Source organism: Pseudomonas sp. KT_2_4, assembly GCF_041410225.1.
Taxonomy (GTDB): domain Bacteria; phylum Pseudomonadota; class Gammaproteobacteria; order Pseudomonadales; family Pseudomonadaceae; genus Aquipseudomonas; species Aquipseudomonas paracarnis.
Map to the genome: position 1 here is coordinate 2020664 of NZ_CP166962.1, position 19218 is coordinate 2039881.

Here is a 19218-nt window from a genome sequence, read left to right on the forward strand (position 1 = left end):
TGTTACCGGTCATGTGGCGAAAAGATACGCTTCCACATCCATACCGGCGTCGCGCATCTGCGCCAGCTTGTAGCGCAAGGTGCGCGGGCTGATGCCCAGGCGCTCAGCCGCTTCTTTGCGACGGCCGCGCTCAGCGCGCAGGGTGTCGATGATCATCTGAAATTCACGGCGGCGCAGGTCATCACCCAGGGCGCCTGCCGATTCCGCCTCGGCGACCACTGGAGCCGGAGCCAGGCTCGGCAACGGCGCAGCGCCAGTGCCCATGGCCAGGCAGAAATCCTGCGGCTGGATCAAGCCGCCCTGCTGCAAAATCAGCGCACGCTGGATGGCATTATCCAACTCGCGCACGTTGCCCGGCCATGGATAATTGACCAGGCACGCCTGGGCCTCGGGCGACAACCGCGCCTGGGCATGCTTCATTTTTTTGACGTGGTTGTTCAGCAGGCGCTCGGCCAAGGGGATGATATCCGCCGGGCGCTCACGCAATGGGCGCCAGGCCAGCGGGAACACCGACAACCGGTAGAACAGGTCCTCACGGAAGCGCCCCGCCGCCACTTCGCCCGCCAGGTCGCGGTTGGTGGTGGCAACCACGCGAATATCCAGCTGGATCGGCTTGCGCGCGCCCACGCGCTCCACCTCACGTTCCTGCAATACGCGCAGCAACTTGGCTTGCAGGCCAAGGGGCATTTCCGAAATTTCGTCGAGCAGGATGGTGCCGCCGTCGGCCTGTTCGAACTTGCCGGCCTGGGCCGCGATGGCGCCGGTGAACGAGCCCTTTTCATGACCAAACAAGGTCGCTTCGAGCATGTTGTCGGGGATCGCCGCGCAGTTGATCGCAATGAACGGTTGCTGGGCGCGGCTGGACTGCTGGTGGATGTAGCGCGCCAGCACTTCTTTACCGGTACCGGATTCACCGGAAATCAACACAGTGGAATCACTGCGCGCCACCCGCGCTGCCAGCTCCAGCAATTGCGCGCTGGCCGGCTCAAAGGCAATCGGGCCATCGCCCTCGCCCGCCGACAGCACGCCCAAGGCATGCCGGGCCACCAGCTCGATCAGCGCCTTGGGCTCGAACGGTTTGACCAGGTAATCCGCCGCGCCCTGACGCATGGCATCCACTGCCCGCTCCACCGCGCCATGGGCGGTCATCAGCAGCACCGGCAGTTGCGGCTGGCGCACGCGCAGCAGGCCGAGCAATTGATGGCCGTCCATGCCGGGCATGTTGACGTCGCTGATCACCAGACTGAAGGCCTCCTGTTCGACCGCCTCCAAGGCTTCCTCGGCAGAGCCGACCGCACGGTAGTCATGGCCCGCCAGCAGCAGCGTGTCAGCCAATGCTTCACGCAGGGCGCGATCGTCTTCCACCAATAAAACCTTGATAGCCATCATCCTCTTACTCCGCGCTTGCCGCGCTGGAAAACAGCGGCAAGGTCATCAATGCACAGGTGCCACGCCCCAGGCGGGAACGCAGCTGCAATTGTCCCTGATGGGCACGGGCCACTGCCTTGACCACGGTCAGGCCCAGGCCAGTGCCGTTGGTCTTGGTGGTAAAAAACGGCTCGCCCAGACGTTGCAGCACCTGCGGGGCGATACCGCTGCCGCTGTCGCTGACGCACAGGCGCAGGGTTTGCCCGCGGGTGTACAGGTGCACTTTCAGGCGCGCCCCGGGGCCACTGGCCTGGGTGGCGTTTTCGATCAGGTTGAGCAGCGCGCCCACCAGGGTGTCGCGGTTGCACAGCAATTCGCCCTGATGGCTGTCGCACTGCCAGCGCAGGTTGGCCTCCTGCACATGGATCGCCGCTGCCGCTTGCAGGGACTGCATCAAGCCGGCAGGTGTAACGCGATCGGTCAGCGGCAGTTCGCCACGGGCAAACACCAGCATGTCGCGCACTTGGTGCTCCAACTCATGCAGGCGCTCCTTGAGGCGCCCGGCAAAGCGTTGGTGGGTGGCCGCCGGTAATTGCTCGTCAGTCAAATGGCTGGCGTAGATCAATGCCGCCGACAACGGCGTACGAATCTGATGGGCCAAGGAAGCGACCATTCGCCCCAGGGACGACAGCCGCTCATGGCGCGCCAGTTGATCTTGCAGGTGCCGGGTTTCTGTCAGGTCATTGAGCAATACAAGCTGGCCCGGCTCGGCGTCCAGGGAACGGGTCGCGATGGACAGCCGACGCCCGTCCTTGAGGGAGACTTCGTGGCCGTCGTCTTCACGGGGGGCAAAACAGCGGGTGATGACTTCACGCCACAGCTCGCCTTCCAGCGGCAGGCCGAGCAGATCACAGGCTGCCGGGTTGGCTTCGCGCACGCGGCCCTGGTCATCGATGACGATTACGCCACCGGGCAACAGGTCCAGCAGGTTTTGCAGGCGGTTGGCCAGGCGCTCTTTCTCGGCCAGCTCTTGCATGCGCTGGGCGCTGACCACCGCCAGTTCGCCTTTAAGCTCGGAAACCCGGGCCTCAAGCAGGCTGTAGGAGTCGGTCAGCTGGCTCGACATCTGATTGAACTGCGAGAACGCGCGCTCCAGGCCCTGGCGGGTCGGCGGTTCTACAGGCGAAACCAGCCCCTGGACGGCAGGGGCCGAAGATAGTTGGGCGGCGTGGGGCATGATGCTCTCTCGCTTGGCTGACCGTCAGTTAAACGGAACGTTGCGAGGGCTGTAGCAATACCCGTGCCGAAAAAAATCTACCTATAAATCAAATAGTTGAAAAACAGGCGTCAATCATCCGCCTGTTCATCACCTTCTTTGCGGCTCATACCGTACTTGCGCATCTTCTCCACCAGGGTGGTGCGACGGATACGCAGGCGCTCGGCGGCGCGGGCCACGATGCCATGGGCATCGTCCAGGGCCTGCTGGATCAACCCTTGTTCGAGGTTGCCGAGGTAGTCCTTAAGGTCCAGGCCTTCGGGCGGCAACATCGCGGTGGCGCCGAAGTCCGGAGTATGGCCGTTGATCGCCACGCGCTCTTCCATGTCGCTGCGCAGGCTGTCCATCTGTTCGTCTTCGTCGTCGACGTAGCGGAATTTCTTCGGCAGTTCGACCACGCCGATCACCCCGTACGGGTGCATGATCGCCATGCGCTCCACCAGGTTGGCCAGCTCGCGCACGTTGCCCGGCCAGCCGTGGCGGCACAGGGACATGATTGCCGCAGAGTTGAAGCGAATGGAGCCGCGCTTTTCGTGCTCCATGCGCGAGATCAGTTCGTTCATCAACAGCGGGATGTCTTCCACGCGCTCGCGCAGCGGGGCCATCTCGATAGGGAATACGTTGAGGCGGTAGTACAGGTCTTCGCGGAAGCTGCCGACCTCGATCATGCTTTCGAGGTTCTTGTGGGTGGCGGCAATGATGCGCACGTCCACGCTCTGTGTCTTGTTGCTGCCCACGCGCTCGAAGGTGCGCTCCTGCAATACGCGCAGCAGCTTGACCTGCATCGGCAACGGCATGTCGCCGATTTCGTCGAGGAACAGAGTGCCGCCATTGGCCAGCTCAAAACGCCCGGCACGGCTAGTGATCGCCCCGGTAAAGGCGCCCTTCTCGTGGCCGAACAATTCGCTTTCCAGCAGCTCTGCCGGGATCGCCCCGCAGTTGACCGGCACAAAGGGCCCGTCGCGACGCTTGGAGTGATAGTGCAGGTTGCGCGCGACCACTTCCTTGCCGGTGCCCGACTCGCCGAGGATCAGCACGCTGGCGTCGGTGTCGGCCACTTGCTGCATCATCTGGCGCACGTGCTGGATGGCACGGCTGGTGCCGACGAGGCTGCGAAACAGATTGGGCTCACGGTGACGGCCGCGCTCGCGGGCCTGGTCGTACATCTCGCGATAGACCTGGGCGCGGTGCAGGGAATCGAGCAATTTGCTGTAGCTAGGCGGCATTTCCAGGTTGGACAACACACGGCGGCGCTGGTCTTCCGGCAGGTCCACGGAAGAAATATCGCCCATTAGCAACACCGGAAGGAACTCATCCCAGGTAGACAGTGTCTTTAACAGGCCCAGAACTGCGCCAGGAGCGTTTACCGTCCCGATCAATACGCAAATGACTTCACGGCTCGACGACAACGAGCTGACCGCCTGCTGCCAATCGTGGCTGCCGCAGGGTAAATTTTCTTCACCGAGAAAATTTAAAATCACCGCTAAATCGCGGCGGCGGACGCTATCGTCATCGATCAGCAGAATTTTGGTTTCACGCCACATGCAATAGCAACTTCCCTAGTAAAACTTCCTGCCCCGGAATGAGGGCAATCTAGACGTCTGTAAGATTTCTTACCTTCTAGACGTCTGAAATCTGAAAACAGCACTAGTTAAGTCAAAAATGCTGGCACAGTCAAATATATGACGCGCCGTTCGGATTAACTGCGCCCGTTCAACCGAACAGATGGTAAACCTTTGACGCATTTTTCGCTTGGTTGATCTGCGACATCTCTTCGAAAATCGCCTGGCGTTCGCCGGTCGTCACCTCCAGCAACTGCTGGTACACCACCAACAAACTTTCCAGCTTCTCGCGCAATGCGCCCTCGTCTACCGGTGCCTCACTGAGCACCTCATCAATCACCGCGCGGCAACCCAGGTCCAACTCGCCCACGGCTTCCCAATTGCGCTCAGCCAGCGCGCCGAGAAGGGCTTCGCGGGTTTCGTCGATGCGTTGCAGTGCGTGGCTCATGATGTGTACCTCAAGGCAATCGGCCTTATTGTGGAGCGATGGCATCCCAGCCGGTCTTGACGGTGATCAGCAGACGGGCGACTTCGTCGATCATCTCGACATCATTGACTCGGTTCGCCTCGACCAGGCGATTGCCCATGTAGTTATACAGGGCATCCAGACGCTGGATCGCGGCCGGATCTTCAGCTTTCTCAGGCTCCAGGCCATCGCGCAGGCCCGAAATGATTTCGATCGCCTTGCCCAGCATCAGGCCTTTTTGCGCAATGTCCCCGCGACTCAACGCCCCCTTGGCCTGGGCCATGCGATCCAGGCCACCTTCCATCAGCATCTGCACCAGGCGGTGCGGGCTGGCTTCGGAGACCTGAGCGTGGGCATTGACCTTCTGGTACTGGCGAAGGGCTCTCATCGGGTTCATGTTGCTACCTCGTTACTGGCGACAATCGAATAGGTTTGCTTAACCAGTTTTTCGACCACGGCGATAAAAACTTTAATCCAGCACCCTGCGCGAGGGCCCCTGGACAGGGCCCTGGCGCGCACCGCTCATCAGTTCGACTTAGGATTGTTCAGCGAGTTGAGGGTGGTCAGGATGCTGGAGCTGCTGGCGTTGATCTGCGCGATCATGGTGTCCATCGCCGTGTACTTGGCGGTCAGAGACTTCTGCAAGGCATCCATGCGCCGCGTCAGGTCGTCGGTCTCTTTGGTCAAGTCGGTCAACTTGTTGTTGAGATCGGTGGCACGTGTCGCCAGGGTGCCGGTAGTGCCGACGTAGCTGTTGGTCGCCTTGTTCATGCGGGTGATCAAGCCCGTGTCGCCGGTGAACAGCTTGGCAATGTCGCCAGCGCCCTTGACCACGGCCTTGTCCCAGGTTTTGTCATCCAGGCTCAGCAGGCCGGTTTTCTGGTCGGTGGTGATGCCCATCTGCGCCAGGCTGGTCATGGTGCCCGCGCCGGAGCCGTTGACCAATTCGGAACGCAGGCTGTTCACCAATTGACGCATCGACGCATCGCCGGTCAACGCACCTGCGGTGGTGGTGGAGGCATCACCGGTTGCAGTGACCTTGGTTTGGGTGTTGATCGCCGTCATCAGCGTGTTGTAGGCGCTGACGAAGGACTGCACCGAGGTTTTCAAGGTATCGGTGTTGCTGGCCACGGTGATGGTGGTCGGCTTGGTGATGTCTACCGTGTCCAACAGGTCCAGGGTCACGCCGCTGATCGCCGAGGTGATCTTGTTGCTGTTCGATGACATTTCAATGCCATCAATGGAGTACTTGGCGTTGGTCGGCGCCTTGCCTTTGTCGTAGCCGACAGCCAGCTGCGAATCACCGCTGAGGGTGATGTCGGTGCCCTCGCCCATGGTGGTCGAAGTCAATACCAGACGCGCGCCATTAGAGTCACTCAGTACGTTGGCACTGATGCCTTGGGACGAGAGCTGGGTATTGATCGACTCGCGCACCTGTTGCAAGGTCGCGCCGCCTGGGATCACCACGTCGTAGCTTTTGCCCGACTGGTTGATGGTCAGCGTCTGGTCTTCGTCCGTGCTGTTGGCCTTGCCCGACGCGCCGTCCGCATTCACCGCCGTGGTGACTTTCGAGGCGGTCGCAAGGTTGGCGATCTTCAACAGGTATTTGCCGCTGGACGCACCGTCGGTCAGGGTGACCTTGGCGTTTTTCTCTTCCGAAGAAGTCGCCGCCAGCCCGTTGAAGGCCGAGGCATTGTTCAACTTGGTGATCGCCGCCTGGTAGGCTTCCAACGCCGTCTTGACCGAGCCCACGGCAGACAACTGCACGGTGGCCTTCTTCTGCTCGTTGGTGATCTGAGCCTGCTTGGGCGCCTGCTCGGCACCTACCAGCGCCTTGACGATTGCTTGGGTGTCGTAGCCCGAACCTGGGCCGGAAATCGTTGAACTAGCCATTTGCCATTCTCCTTGTCCTGCAGCGGCCGTTTTTTGGCGCTTATACGCCTAGACCGCAATCAGAAACATGTTTCGTGCCAACTCAAGCCTTGCTATCAAACAGCAGGCTGCCGGCATCGCTCAGGTTCTGCGCCAATTTCAGCGCGGTCTCCGATGGAATCTGTCGAATCACTTCACCACTGTCAGTGGCGATCACCTTGACCACTACCTTGCCGGTAGAGTCATCGATGGAAAAATCCAGGTTGCGCTGTGAAGCCTGCACAAACTCACGCATATCGGTAACAGCCTTTTCCAGCGCCACGCGCTGCGGCTCTTCACTTTTGATCGGCTCATTGCTGGCCACAGGCTTGGCCTGGGTCACCACTGCGCCAAGGTTGGCCGGGGCCGTGGCTGCGGGGTAAGACGAGGTCAGCTTGATGCTCATGTCCATGTCACCACCTCCAAACTGAAAAAACGGAAGGGCACGTTGTTAAACGCACCCTCCCGTTATTTAACCGCTAGCGCTATTACTGAAGCAGCTTCAGAACAGACGATGGCAGTTGGTTGGCCTGGGACAGGATCGCAGTGGAAGCCTGTTGCAGGGTTTGTTGCTTGGTCAGCTCAGCGGCTTCAGAAGCGAAGTCAGCGTCTTCTACGCGGCCTTTGGCAGCGGAGGAGTTCTGCGAAATGCTCTGCAGGTTGGCCACGGTGCTGGCGAAGCGGTTTTGTACGGCACCCAGCTGCGAACGCTGGCTGTCGATTTGCTGCATGGCGTCGTCCAGAGCTTGCACAGCCTGCTGCGAAGAAGCGGCAGTCAGGATGCTCAGGTCAGAAACGCTGGTTTCCATGGTGACGGCGGTTTTGGTGCCGGCTTTGGCAACGTCTTCCAGACCCAGGGCTTTCAGGCCAGTACCAGCGCTACCGTCCTTGATGGTGATGTCTTTGTCAGCGAACAGGTTCAGGGTACCGTCAGCGTTTTTGCTGGCCTGAACACCGGTGCTGGCGCTGTTGATCGAGGCTACAACTGCGTCAGCGGTGTCGCCCTTTTTGAACTTAACTTCAACACCGTTTACGTCGATGGAGGTGTCGGCTGTCAGCTTGGCCTGAGTGGTGCCAGCCGAAAGACCCAACTGCGACAGGGAGCCGCTTGAAGCATTAGCCAATTTGATATCTGCACCGCCACCAGACACGACTTTTACACGGCCATCGGTAAAGGTCGCAGATGCGCCAGTACCAGCTGCCGTTTGAATCTTAGTAAGCACGTCAGATACTTTGTCAGTCTCAACCCAGCTTACAGCAGTACCATTAACGGTGATGTCGCCTTTAGCCCCCATGGCACTGGCAGCAGTGGTGGCCGCAGCAGTGTTAGGACCAGCTGTCAACTTGAGCGAAGCCAGACCATCAGTCGCTGGAGTACCGTTAGTACCAAGAGTGAAGTCGCTCTTCGAACTCAGGGTCAATTTACCGGCAGCGTCAGTACTAGCGGTAACACCAGTTTGAGCAGTTACTTTATTGATTTCTGTAACAGCAGCGGCACTAGCAGCAACAGCACCAGTTTGTGCGGTCAACTTAACTGTCACGTTGTTGATGACAAGTTCGTCGGTTGCAGCCGTGTCACCAGCAACAGCAGAACCTACTGCGGATGCCTTTTCACCTAGCACTGAGCCGGTAGCGGTAGCCGCTAGACCAGTCATAGCAGTGCCGTCGACCGCAGCTTCTTTGAAGTTACCCTTCAGCGCAGTCGAGCTGATATCGGTCATACCAAACGAGATAGTCTCGTTGGCGTTGGCGCCGATCTGGAAGGCTACGTTGCTGAACGAGCCGTCAAGCAGGTTACGACCACCGAAGGTGGTGGTGCTGGCGATACGGTTCAGCTCGCCCACTTTAGCGGTGAATTCTTGCTGCAGGGAAACACGGTCAGCGTCGCTTTTATCACCGTTGGCCGCTTGCAGGGCGAGTTCACGCAGACGCTGCAGGGTGTTGGTGGATTCTTGCATCGCGCCTTCAGCGGTCTGGGCAATCGACACGCCGTTGTTGGCGTTGGCGATGGCAACGTTCAGGCCTTTGACCTGGTTGTTCAGACGGTTGGCGATCTGCATGCCGGCAGCGTCGTCTTTGGCGCTGTTGATTTTCAGGCCGGAGGACAGACGGTTCATCGACTGGCTCAGAGCGTCGGAAGCTTTGTTCAGGTTCTTCTGGACACCCAGGGAGGTGATGTTGGTGTTTACTGATAATGCCATGACGAAATCCTCGTGATTTGGATACTGCGGCTTCCGGCCCTGGCGACCGCCGGGTGTGGCCTAGAGAACCTACGTAATAGTTATCGTCGTGGTAGCCGGTTGCTTGAGGATTTTTTTGATTTTTTTTAGTAGCCCTGTGCCAGCCCTTGTATTTCAAGGGCTTATGCAGGCGCAGAAGCCCGGTTTCATTGGCTTTTCTGGCGCCAATAAAAAAACGCCGATGATCATTCGATCATCGGCGTTTTTTGTGCAGCCGCTAAAGCATCACGGACGATAGAGAATCGCCGAGCCCCACGACAGGCCCACGCCAAAGCCGCTGATTGCCACGCGCTTCCAGGTGGCGTCCATCAGGTGCTTTTCCAGCAGCAGCGGGATGCTCGACGACACGGTGTTGCCGGTCTCGACCATGTCCTTGATGAACTTGTCCACCGGCGCTTCTTCAAAACGGCGCGCCACGGCGTCGACGATGGCCGCGCTGCCCTGGTGGATGCAGAACGCATCGATGTCATCGGCCTTGAGGTCCGACTCTTTGAGCAGCTCGTGCAAGTGCGCAGGCACCTTGAGCAAGGCGAAGTTAAACACCTGGCGGCCGTTCATGAAGAACACGCCGTCGCTGACCTTCAGGTGCGGTGCGCCGGAACCGTCGGTGCCGAACTTGGATTTGCCCAGCAGCCATGGCGCGTCCTCGCCCATCCAGGTGGCGGTGGCGGCATCGCCGAACAGCATGGTGGTGTTGCGGTCTTCCGGGTCGACAATCTTGGAATACGGGTCGGCGGTGATCAGCAGGCCGTTTTTCAGGCCCGCGGCTTCCATGAAGCCTTTCATCGCGTAGATGCCGTAGACGTAGCCGGAGCAGCCCAGGGAAATGTCGAAGGCGGCCACGTGAGTGGGCAGGCCCAGTTTGTCCTGCACGATGGCGGCGGTGTGAGGCAGGCCCTCTTCATCGCCGTTCTGGGTGACGACGATCAGCGCGTCGATGGATTCGCGCTTCAATTGCGGGTTGTTGGCAAACAAGGCGTTGACCGCCTCGACACACAGATCCGAGGTTTCCTGTGCCGCTTCCTTGCGCGGCAGGAACGCCGAGCCGATCTTGCCGATGATGAACTCTTCATCCTTGGCGAACTTGGCACCCTGGGCGTAGTTATCGATCCCGTCCGCCGGCACGTAACTGGCGATGCTTTTTATGCCAATCATTGTGGCTTCCCAATACTAAATAGCTGGAGAACACCCCTCGGGCTATGCCGGAAGTGCTGACAATAAAGGGGATAACCCCATAAAAATCCCGCTGAAAGCCGCCCGATGAAGGCCCTGTGACGACTTATCCTTTTCACACGATACAGTGAAGATGCGCTTTATGACTCACAGGTCACTCAATTTTGCGTGGTTTATGCAAAACGTTTCAACAATTAAGCCCCCGAAACGACAACGGCCCGCCCTGTTTCCAGAGCGGGCCGCTTGACTGAACGCCGTTTACATCTTGTTGAACAGGCTCAACTGCGAGATTTTCACGAAGGCCAACTGCGAGGCCTGCAACATGGTTTGTTGCAAGCTCAGGTTGATGGCGGCTTCGGCGAAGTCGACATTGCCCAGGGCATTCATGGTGGTGGTATTGGCCAGGTCCAGGCTGACGTTTTCCTTGGACTGAATGTCCAGGCCATTGAGGCGCGCGCCGAGGGAGCCACGCGCCTGGTCGATCTGGCCGTAGGCATTGGTCAGGTTGCCAATGGACTTGGCCACCACATCCTTGAGTTCCTTCTGCGCTGCCGGGTTGCCGTCTGACGGCGTTTCCAGGATTTTGCGCAGATGGCTCAGGGTGTCGAGGACGTTCTCGTTCTTGTTGCTGGTGGCACTGATCGCAAACTGGTCGCCGGCTGCCGGTGCCGGTGCGGTGGTGACATCAAAGGTCACCCCTGCCGCCGTGATGGTGGTGGCGCCGGCCGCCAGGGTGCCACTGGCGATGGATTTGCTGTCTGCGCTATACGGCTGGGCATACAGGTCATAGGCGCCGGCGGCACCGAACTTCACGATCACGCCCGAGTTGGGAAAGGTGCTGGCGTACGCCGCCGGATCGCTCACCGTGCCGCCGCTCAGTTGCGCGGTGGACGGATTGCTCGGGGTGCGCGAAACGCTGAAGGTGTCCGGCTTGACCGACAGGCTGAACTCGCGATCCTTGACGATGGCGTCCGACGGCGCGCCTGGCAGTATGTCTTTGCCCAGTGCGTCTTTGCCCAGGTTCAAGCCAATGTCGAACTTGACCCCGCGCAGGTTGATAGTCGAGCCGCCTTCCTTGGTGGCATCGAAAGTGCCGTTGCCTGGAATCTCCGAAGTGATGTCCTTGCCAGCATTGTCCGTGACCACGTATTGGGTGCTGCTGGTGAAGGTCAGCTTATACGGCTGACCATCGGAAAAGCTGCTGTTATAGCTGCTGTTGGCCGCGATCAGCCCGGCAGATACGGTGACCTTGCCATCGTCGACCGCTGGCGGCACGAGGATCGGCGCGGTTTGCGTACGGCCCGTATTCGCTGAGCTTTCAAGCATGCTCTTGGCGGTATTGCCCATGGCAACCGACAGGTTCTCTGCGATCTGCAGGCTCAACGGCGTGTCATCGCCCTGGTAACTGTAGGTGCCGTCATTGTTGCGGGCGTAGGGCGGCGTATCGGTCTTGCTGCCGGAGAACAAGTAATTGCCGCTGGCGTCCTTGGTATTGAGCAGGCCCAGGATCTGGTCTTCAATGGCGCCAATCTCGGCGGCCGTCGACTTGCGGTCAGCGTCGCTGATGCCGACGTTACCCGCCTTGAGCGCCAACTCACTGGCCCGTTGAATCGCGATATTGATATTTTCCAGCACGCCGTCCTGGGTGGTCAGCGAGTTTTTCAGGGTGTCGATGTTGCCATTGAACTGCGCCAGCATGTCTTTCTGCTGCTGCAGCATCAACAACCGCGCCGCCGCCACCGGATCATCTGCGGCGGTTTGCACGCGCACGCCGGAGCTGGCCTGGTCCTGGGCCTTGACCACGCTGGAATAGTTGCTCTGGTACTTGGCAGAGCTGGTCTCGAAATACTGCTGTGTAGAAATACGCATCGTCCCAGCCTCCCTTAAAGAGCATTCATCAGTGTGGTGAAGGTTTCCTGCGCAGCCTTGATGATCTGCGACGACGCGGTGTAGTACTGCTGGAACTTGATCATGTCGCCCGCTTCATCATCCAGGTTGACCCCGGATACCGAGTTGCGTGCTTCCTTGTTGGCGCTGAGCAACGCACCGGTGGCGGCGGTGTCGACCCCGGCCTGGCTGGCCTTGGCACCCACGGTCGAGACCAGCTTGCTGTTGGCACCCACTAGGCTGGTGCCCGCGTTGCCCTCGCCCATGCCGACGGTGGCCTTGGTTTGCAGGTTCAGCAGTTCCTGGGCGTTGCGGCCGTCGGACTTGCCACCACTGTTGAAGGCAAAGGTGGTGCTGTCGCCGTCTGCCGGGGAGCCGTTGACAGTGGTGTCGAACTTGAAGCTCTTGCCGGGAATGGCGGCACCGCTGGCGTCGCGCATTGGCACGTCCACGGTGATCTTGTTGCCCTGCCCCGGGATGATCGAGCCGGTGCTAATCGGGTTGCCCTTGGAATCGCTGATCGTATACGACTGCGTTCCGTCGGCGGCAGGCTTGCCGAACACCATCTTCACCGGCATCGAGTTTTCAATACCGGCGCGCAACTGGGCAGTGTCAGTGCCGCCATGGATATCCAAAGGCACTGTCAAAGCCGGCTGGGTAAAGGTGCCCGTGCCACTGTTGGTCTTGCTGCTGGTACCTGCCAACGGGCCGGCAAACGCCAGCTTGTTCGCATCGGTGAGCGCCACGCCAATACCGCTGGCGCCCGTGGCGGTGGGGCTGACCTTGAAGCTGTCACCAAACGCCATGGTGCCCTTGCCGTCCAGCGCCAGGGTGAAACCATCCAGGGTCGGCGGCGGTGTAGCGCTCATGTCAAAGGTGCCCATGGCCTTGCCGTCCGAGCGCAACACCGTGATTTTGTTAGGATCGGTCTTGTCGCTGAAGGTCACGGTGTAGTCAAACGTGGACAACTGACTGCTGTCCTTGATCGTCACGTTCAGGTTGCCCGCGCCAGCGCTGTTGCCCGAGGCACCCTGGCTGCGCGAGGCAATGGCGGCCGCGCTGTTGATGTCTTTGAACAGCGAAACGCCAAAGTCACCATTGAGGTCCAGGCCCTGGCCCAGCTGGCTGTTGAGCGTGTCCGCGGTGGCAATGGCGATACGCCCCAGCTCATTGATGGCCGGCATCAAGGCATCGCTGCGATAGCGCAACAGGCCACCGATGCTGCCGCCGCTGATCACCGAACCCAGGTCCAGGCTGGTGCCGTTCATGTCCAACTGGATGGTGTACTGGCTGTTATCGGTTTTGCTTGGTGCCGCGGAAATCTTGTTGGAGATCCCGCCCTCTACCAGGGACTGGCCGCTGCCGGTGGTCACGCTGAACTGGCCGTTTTTCTCGGTGGCCGTGACACCGATCAACTCATTGAGCGAGCGTACTGCCTCGTTACGCGAGTCCAGCAGGTTGGCTGGGGCGCTATTGGAGCTGCCCTGGGCCTGGGAGATCTGCTGGTTAAGCGAGGCAATCGAGGCGGTCAATTGGTTGACCTGATCACTCATGCTGCTCAGTTGGTTGTTGATGGTCTCTTTCTGCTGGGTCAACTGCGTGGAGATCGAGTTGAAACGGCTGCTCAGGGTCTGGGCGTTGGTCACCAGCAATTGGCGGGCCGACAGGTCGCTGGGGTTGGACGCGGCGGTTTGCAGGGTGGCGAAGAACGAACTGAGCACTGAGGACAGACCGGTGGTTTTGTCCGACAGCACTTTGTCGACGGCCCCCACCTGGTCCAGGTACGCCTTGGCGTCGTTATTGAGCGCCGTGCTGTTCTGGTAAGCGGTGTCCAGGTACTCGTTGTACACCCGGCGCACATCGGCCAGGGTGGTGCCGCTGCCGATGTACACGCCGCCGAACGGGTTTGATGCGTTGGTATTTTGCGTGGTCTGCTGACGCGAGTACCCTGGGGTATTCACGTTGGCGATGTTATTACTCAAGACCGACAACGATCCTTGAGCGGCATTGAGCCCTGACATCCCGATACTGAGCAAACTCATGGTTCAGACCTTATAAATGTGTGGTTGCGCCAGCGGCAGCGTAGTTCTGGTAACTGTTCATGTTTTTTGCGATCTGCGAAATCTTGCTGGCGTAATCCGGGTCGGTTGCATAACCGGCTTTTTGCAACTCGCGTACAAACTGTTCCGGGTTGTCGGCCGATTTCACAACTTCTTTATAGCGATCATGGCTTTGCAGCAAAGTCACGAGGTCGTGGAAGCTGTCCTGATACGAGCTGTAGGAACGGAACTGCGCCGTTTCCTTGACCATCGCACCATCGCGAAACTCGCTGGTGATCGCCCGGGCCTGACCGCCCTGCCAGCTCTGGCCAGCCTTGATGCCGAACAGGTTGTGGCTGCTGCTGCCGTCCTCGGCGCGCATCACCGATTTGCCCCAGCCGGTTTCCAGCGCGGCCTGGGCCACGAGATATTTGGGGTCGATACCGATACGTGCGGCGGCGGCCTTGGCCATCGGCAGCATAGTGGCGACGAATTCATCCTGGGAGCTGAAGGCTTTCTTGGCCGGCGCCAGCGGTGGCTGCGCAATAGCGCGGCCATACACCTGCATGCGCCCGCTCGGCACGGCAAAGCTACGCGCGCTGCTGTTGATGACCGTGTCGTCGGCAGCGCTGTTACGCAGGGGCGCGGCTTTGGCTTCGACCGGAGCGTTCGGCACGATGCCGGCCAGCAGGCGGTCGGCCAGCTTGCTGGGCAAGGCGATACGGCGCTGGTTCATCAGTTCCATGTCGTTGGCATGGGTGCTGGCGCCCTCAGGCACGGCCACGCGATACGCCCACAAAGGCCGCTGGCCATTGGAGCGGCCCAACGGGCCTTCGGCCTGGGTACCGGCGGCAATCTCGGTCGGCACATCGACTTTCTTCACCGGCGCATCCGCCGCCGGGCCTTGCAAGGTGGCGGCCTGGGCCTCCACCGGCTTGTTCTTCTGCATCTGGCGCATCAGCACATCGGCCAGGCCGATACCACCGCCTTCGCGGGACATCGACACCGCCAATTGCTGGTCGTACATTTCCTGGTACTGCTTGGCGGCCGGGGTGTTCAGCGGGTTGTCCTTGCCCAGGGCCTCGGTGGCCGAACGCATGGACTTGAGCATCTCGTTCAAAAACAGCGACTCGAATTCCTGCGCCACTTTGCGCAGGTTGCCTTCGCTGTTTTTGTCGGCACCGACCTTGAGCTGGTTAAGCCGGTTCAGGTCGGAGTAAGACCCCGAGTCCGCCGTGCTGCTGATACCGCTCTTGCGCATATCCATGGCCATGGCCTCAGATCACGATCAGGTCGGCTTGCAACGCGCCGGCCTGCTTCAAAGCTTCGAGGATCGCCATCAAATCGCCGGGCGCAGCGCCCACCTGGTTCACCGCGCGGACAATCTCATCCAGGGTGGTGCCGGGGCCGAACTTGAACATCGGCTTGGCTTCTTGCTGGGCATTGACGCGCGAGCGCGGGACCACGGCCGTCTGGCCACCGGACAACGGCCCAGGCTGGCTGACGATCGGGTCTTCGGTGATGGTCACCGTCAGGCTGCCGTGGGTTACCGCCGCTGGCGAGACCTTGACGTTCTGGCCGATCACGATGGTGCCGGTGCGCGAGTTGATGATGACTTTCGCTACGGCCTGGCCAGGGTCCACTTCAAGGTTTTCCAGGATCGACAGGTAGTCCACGCGCTGGCTTGGGTCCAGAGGCGCAGTGACGCGAACCGAGCCGCCGTCGATGGCCTGGGCCACGCCAGGGCCGAGCATGTCGTTGATCTTGTCGACCACGCGCTTGGCGGTGGTGAAGTCGGAGCGGTTGAGGTTCAGGGTCAGGCTGTTGCCCTGGTTGAAACCACTCGGCACGGTGCGTTCAACCGTAGCGCCACCGGGGATACGCCCGGCCGACGGCACGTTGACGGTGATCTTCGAGCCGTCGCGGCCTTCGGCGTCAAAACCGCCGACCACCAGGTTGCCCTGGGCAATGGCGTAGACGTTGCCGTCGATACCTTTGAGCGGCGTCATCAGCAAGGTGCCACCGCGCAGGCTCTTGGAGTTACCCATGGACGACACGGTGATGTCCACCACCTGCCCCGGCTTGGCAAACGCGGGCAGATCGGCGCTGATCGACACCGCTGCGACGTTCTTCAACTGCACGTTGCCCGAGCCTGGCGGCACTTTGATGCCGAACTGCGAGAGCATGTTGTTGAAGGTTTGCAGGGTGAACGGCGTCTGGGTGGTCTGGTCACCCGTGCCGTTAAGCCCCACGACCAGGCCATAGCCGATCAACTGGTTGGAGCGCACGCCGGAAATACTGGCGATGTCCTTCAGGCGCTCGGCATGGGCCACAGCGCTCAAGGCCAGCAAAAGCGTCATCGCCATCAGCTGTTTGAACTTCAAAATGGCCACCTAGAAAGGGAACAGCGGGCTGAGGAAGAAGCGGTCGAACCAGCCCGGCTGGCTCGCATCGGCAAACGAACCGGTGCCCGAGTAGGTAATGCGTGCATCGGCAATGCGCGTCGACGGCACGGTGTTGTCGGTGGAGATGTCATCGGCGCGGACCATGCCGGCGATGCGCACCAACTCGTCGCCGGTGTTGAGGGTCATCCACTTCTCACCACGCACGGCAATGATGCCGTTGGGCAATACGTCGGCGACGGTCACGGTGATCGAACCGGTCAGGCTGTTGCCCTGCCCTGCCGCGCTCTTGCCGTTGGTGGCGCGGTCGCCGCTGTAGCCGGCGTCCAGGCTCAGGTCACCACTGCCCAGCGGGTTGTTGGTGTTCAGGCCGCCGCCGAACAGCGAGGTCAGGCCGATGCTGGTCTTGCTGTTCTTGCCGATCTGCGAGTTAGCGTTCTTGCTGGCCTGGGTCTTCTCATTCAGGGTAATGGTGATGATGTCACCGACCCGGAACGCCTTGCGGTCGCTGTACAGGTTCTGCTCGAAACCGGCCTGGTAGATCGAGCCATTGTTGGCCGCCGCCGGCAGCGGTGTGCGTGGCAACACCGGCGCGTAGTACGGGTCATTGGGCTTTGGCGTGGGGGCGACACAGCCCGCAAGCACGGCGATCCCACTCAATGCCAACACACAAACATAGCGATTCATGACCCTAACCTCACGGTGTTGCAGGCACCCTCAAGGGCGCCCCATAGACTGATTACAGATTTTGCGTAACGAACGAAAGCATCTGGTCGGCGGTGGAAATCACCTTGGAGTTCATCTCGTAGGCGCGCTGGGTGGTGATCATGTTGACCATCTCCTCAACGGTACTGACGTTGGAGGTTTCCAGGGTGCTTTGCAGCGTGGTACCGAAGCCGTTCAAGCCAGGGGTGCCGATTTGCGGCGCGCCACTGGAGGCGGTTTCCAGGAACAGGTTGTTGCCCATCGCCTGCAGGCCGGCCGGGTTGATGAAGTCGGCGGTTTGCAGGTTGCCGATCACTTGGGAGGCCGGGTTGCCAGCAACGGTGATGGACACGGTGCCGTCGTTGCCGACGGTGAAGGTCTTGGCGTCGGGCGGCACCACGACAGCAGGCTCCAGGGCGAAACCGTTGGCGGTCACGATCTGGCCGTTAGAGTCCAGGTGGAAGGTGCCGTCACGGGTGTAAGAAGTGGTGCCATCCGGTTGCAGCACCTGGAAAAAGCCGCGACCATTGATCGCCATGTCCAGGGGCTGGCCGGTTTGCTGCAGGTTACCGGCGCTGAAGTTTTTCTGGGTGCCGACGATCTGCACACCGGTACCCAGTTGCAGGCCCGACGGCAGTTCGCTGTCCTGGGTCGACTGGGCGCCCGGTTGCTTCTTGATCTGATAGAGCAAGTCCTGGAACTCGGCGCGGTCACGTTTGAAGCCCGTGGTCGACACGTTTGCCAGGTTGTTGGAAATGGTCGTCAGGTTGGTGTCCTGGGCGGACAGGCCTGTCTTGGCAACCCATAGAGCCGGAAGCATGCTGTTCTCCTTCGTGCGCCGGATGGTTGGCGCTGCGTTGCAAATTAGTTAATGGGCTTGGATCAGCTCATCTGCATGACGCGCGTCATGGCCTGGTCGTCTTCTTTAGCGCTGTTCATCATCTTGATATGCAGCTCGAACTGCTTGGCCAGCGCCAGCACCGCGGTCATTTCTTCCACGGCATTGACGTTGCTCGCCTGCAGGAAACCCGAGGTCAGCCGCACGTTCGCGTCGGCCTGGGCCGGTTGGCCATCCTTGGTGTGGATGGTGCCGTCCAGGCCTTTGGTCATGTTCTTGAGGTCAGGCTGGACCATCTTGATACGGTCCACTTCCGCCATCACCCGCGGGCCTTCGCCCATGGCACGGATGCTGATGGTGCCGTCCGAACCCACTTCGATTTTCTGCTGGGGCGGCACGGCAATCGGGCCACCGTTGCCCATGATCGGCATACCGTTGCCGGCCCGCAGCACGCCCAAGGCATCCACGTTCATGCTGGCGCTGCGCACGTAGGCTTCGCCGCCATCGGGGGTTTGCACCGCCATCCAGCCGTCGCCGCTGACGGCCACGTCGAGGTCGCGGCCGGTTTCGATCATCGCGCCCGGTGAAAAGTCGGTAGCCGGACGTTCGGTCATGGCAAACGCCCGCGCCGGAAAGCTGTCACCGAACACTGGCATCGAACGCGCCTGTTCCAGGTCGCGCTGAAAGCCGTTGGTGGAAATGTTCGCCAGATTGTTGGCATGGGCCTTCTGCGCCAGTGCATTCTGGCTGGCGCCGGTCATTGCCACATAAAGGTACTTGTCCACGCTCTATCCTCTTTCTGACGGACGCTTGCCGCCCACCGCTGTACTGAGGAGGCTTAAGCAATTTGCGAACCAACTTTTCAAAAGAGACCAAAGTCCAAGCGCGGCGGGGGTTTCGTAGAGGTAGCTGAAATAGCGCGGGAAGAAACAGTCGAAAAAACGGCGGACTACTGCCGCCTGCGGCAAACACCGGCCTTCAAACCGGTAGAGATCAAAGGGGGAGCGGGCTTGCCTGCGATCGTGCTGATTCAGTTGCAGATTAATTGACTGACCCGCCGCCATCGCGGGCAAGCCCGCTCCCACAGGGGATTGAGGCCGGGCGCTGATTGCGGGGGCAATACCCAACCAATGTGGGAGCTGGCTTGCCTGCGATAGCGTTAGTTCAGCGAAAGAATCATTGACTGACCCGCCGCCTTCGCGGGCAAGCCCGCTCCCACAGGGGATTGAGGCCGGGCGCTGATTGCGGGGGCAATACCCAACCAATGTGGGAGCTGGCTTACCTGCGATAGCGTTAGTTCAGCGACAGAATCATTGACTGACCCGCCGCCTTCGCGGGCAAGCCCACTCCC

General features: G+C 60.3%; 16 protein-coding genes. All 16 read right to left on the reverse strand.

From position 1 onward, the window contains the following. Window positions 1-9: 9 nt before the first annotated feature. On the reverse strand, window positions 10-1386 hold the full coding sequence (gene fleR / locus AB9N64_RS09260; protein WP_044483624.1) for a sigma-54-dependent response regulator transcription factor FleR: 1377 nt from the start codon (window positions 1384-1386) through the stop codon (window positions 10-12). Between the two features lie 7 nt (window positions 1387-1393). Then, window positions 1394-2605 carry a PAS domain-containing sensor histidine kinase gene (locus AB9N64_RS09265; protein WP_060767640.1) on the reverse strand — a complete coding sequence of 404 codons (1212 nt, stop codon included), beginning with the start codon at window positions 2603-2605 and terminating at the stop codon, window positions 1394-1396. A gap of 110 nt (window positions 2606-2715) precedes the next feature. Further along, window positions 2716-4188 (reverse strand): sigma-54 dependent transcriptional regulator, encoded by a 1473-nt coding sequence (locus AB9N64_RS09270; protein WP_003192966.1) that lies wholly within the window; start codon window positions 4186-4188, stop codon window positions 2716-2718. A gap of 169 nt (window positions 4189-4357) precedes the next feature. Then, window positions 4358-4654, reverse strand: coding sequence for a hypothetical protein (locus AB9N64_RS09275; protein WP_014719354.1), 297 nt, complete (start codon window positions 4652-4654; stop codon window positions 4358-4360). A gap of 25 nt (window positions 4655-4679) precedes the next feature. Then, window positions 4680-5069, reverse strand: coding sequence for a flagellar export chaperone FliS (fliS, locus tag AB9N64_RS09280; protein ID WP_014719355.1), 390 nt, complete (start codon window positions 5067-5069; stop codon window positions 4680-4682). A 128-nt stretch (window positions 5070-5197) separates the two neighbouring features. Beyond that, the gene (gene fliD, locus AB9N64_RS09285; RefSeq protein ID WP_014719356.1) at window positions 5198-6565 is read right to left on the reverse strand and encodes a flagellar filament capping protein FliD; all 1368 of its coding nucleotides are present in this window, start codon (window positions 6563-6565) and stop codon (window positions 5198-5200) included. Window positions 6566-6647: 82 nt separating this feature from the next. Then, window positions 6648-6995, reverse strand: a complete 348-nt coding sequence (locus AB9N64_RS09290) for a flagellar protein FlaG (RefSeq protein WP_014719357.1) — start codon at window positions 6993-6995, stop codon at window positions 6648-6650. A 76-nt stretch (window positions 6996-7071) separates the two neighbouring features. After that, window positions 7072-8784, reverse strand: a complete 1713-nt coding sequence (locus AB9N64_RS09295; protein WP_060767639.1) for a flagellin — start codon at window positions 8782-8784, stop codon at window positions 7072-7074. 264 nt (window positions 8785-9048) lie between these two features. After that, complete coding sequence (locus tag AB9N64_RS09300; protein ID WP_060767638.1) at window positions 9049-9978, reverse strand: ketoacyl-ACP synthase III; 930 nt, start codon at window positions 9976-9978, stop codon at window positions 9049-9051. A 276-nt stretch (window positions 9979-10254) separates the two neighbouring features. Continuing rightward, complete coding sequence (locus AB9N64_RS09305) at window positions 10255-11865, reverse strand: flagellar hook-associated protein 3 (RefSeq protein WP_014719360.1); 1611 nt, start codon at window positions 11863-11865, stop codon at window positions 10255-10257. A gap of 14 nt (window positions 11866-11879) precedes the next feature. Next, on the reverse strand, window positions 11880-13925 hold the full coding sequence (gene flgK, locus AB9N64_RS09310) for a flagellar hook-associated protein FlgK (protein WP_060767637.1): 2046 nt from the start codon (window positions 13923-13925) through the stop codon (window positions 11880-11882). Window positions 13926-13935: 10 nt separating this feature from the next. After that, window positions 13936-15195: a flagellar assembly peptidoglycan hydrolase FlgJ gene (flgJ, locus tag AB9N64_RS09315; protein WP_032902465.1), complete on the reverse strand. Its 1260-nt coding sequence runs from the start codon at window positions 15193-15195 to the stop codon at window positions 13936-13938. 4 nt (window positions 15196-15199) lie between these two features. After that, window positions 15200-16309 (reverse strand): flagellar basal body P-ring protein FlgI, encoded by a 1110-nt coding sequence (locus tag AB9N64_RS09320; RefSeq protein ID WP_161981170.1) that lies wholly within the window; start codon window positions 16307-16309, stop codon window positions 15200-15202. 6 nt (window positions 16310-16315) lie between these two features. Beyond that, entirely contained in the window at window positions 16316-17011 is a 696-nt protein-coding gene (gene flgH / locus AB9N64_RS09325; protein WP_014719364.1) for a flagellar basal body L-ring protein FlgH, read from the reverse strand. 52 nt (window positions 17012-17063) lie between these two features. Next, window positions 17064-17849, reverse strand: a complete 786-nt coding sequence (gene flgG / locus AB9N64_RS09330; protein ID WP_003192986.1) for a flagellar basal-body rod protein FlgG — start codon at window positions 17847-17849, stop codon at window positions 17064-17066. A 62-nt stretch (window positions 17850-17911) separates the two neighbouring features. Then, the gene (locus AB9N64_RS09335; protein ID WP_003192988.1) at window positions 17912-18652 is read right to left on the reverse strand and encodes a flagellar basal body rod protein FlgF; all 741 of its coding nucleotides are present in this window, start codon (window positions 18650-18652) and stop codon (window positions 17912-17914) included. Between the last annotated feature and the right edge of the window lie 566 nt (window positions 18653-19218).

What these genes read in the sequence shown, in the direction of transcription:
- AB9N64_RS09265 (WP_060767640.1), bottom strand. Translation starts at nt 2,605, where the DNA reads ATGCCCCACGCCGCCCAACTATCTTCGGCCCCTGCCGTCCAGGGGCTG.
- AB9N64_RS09295 (WP_060767639.1), bottom strand. Translation starts at nt 8,784, where the DNA reads ATGGCATTATCAGTAAACACCAACATCACCTCCCTGGGTGTCCAGAAG.
- fliS (WP_014719355.1), bottom strand. Translation starts at nt 5,069, where the DNA reads ATGAACCCGATGAGAGCCCTTCGCCAGTACCAGAAGGTCAATGCCCAC.
- fliD (WP_014719356.1), bottom strand. Translation starts at nt 6,565, where the DNA reads ATGGCTAGTTCAACGATTTCCGGCCCAGGTTCGGGCTACGACACCCAA.
- fleR (WP_044483624.1), bottom strand. Translation starts at nt 1,386, where the DNA reads ATGGCTATCAAGGTTTTATTGGTGGAAGACGATCGCGCCCTGCGTGAA.
- AB9N64_RS09290 (WP_014719357.1), bottom strand. Translation starts at nt 6,995, where the DNA reads ATGGACATGAGCATCAAGCTGACCTCGTCTTACCCCGCAGCCACGGCC.
- AB9N64_RS09270 (WP_003192966.1), bottom strand. Translation starts at nt 4,188, where the DNA reads ATGTGGCGTGAAACCAAAATTCTGCTGATCGATGACGATAGCGTCCGC.
- AB9N64_RS09305 (WP_014719360.1), bottom strand. Translation starts at nt 11,865, where the DNA reads ATGCGTATTTCTACACAGCAGTATTTCGAGACCAGCTCTGCCAAGTAC.
- AB9N64_RS09275 (WP_014719354.1), bottom strand. Translation starts at nt 4,654, where the DNA reads ATGAGCCACGCACTGCAACGCATCGACGAAACCCGCGAAGCCCTTCTC.
- flgK (WP_060767637.1), bottom strand. Translation starts at nt 13,925, where the DNA reads ATGAGTTTGCTCAGTATCGGGATGTCAGGGCTCAATGCCGCTCAAGGA.
- AB9N64_RS09300 (WP_060767638.1), bottom strand. Translation starts at nt 9,978, where the DNA reads ATGATTGGCATAAAAAGCATCGCCAGTTACGTGCCGGCGGACGGGATC.
- flgJ (WP_032902465.1), bottom strand. Translation starts at nt 15,195, where the DNA reads ATGGCCATGGATATGCGCAAGAGCGGTATCAGCAGCACGGCGGACTCG.
- flgG (WP_003192986.1), bottom strand. Translation starts at nt 17,849, where the DNA reads ATGCTTCCGGCTCTATGGGTTGCCAAGACAGGCCTGTCCGCCCAGGAC.
- flgH (WP_014719364.1), bottom strand. Translation starts at nt 17,011, where the DNA reads ATGAATCGCTATGTTTGTGTGTTGGCATTGAGTGGGATCGCCGTGCTT.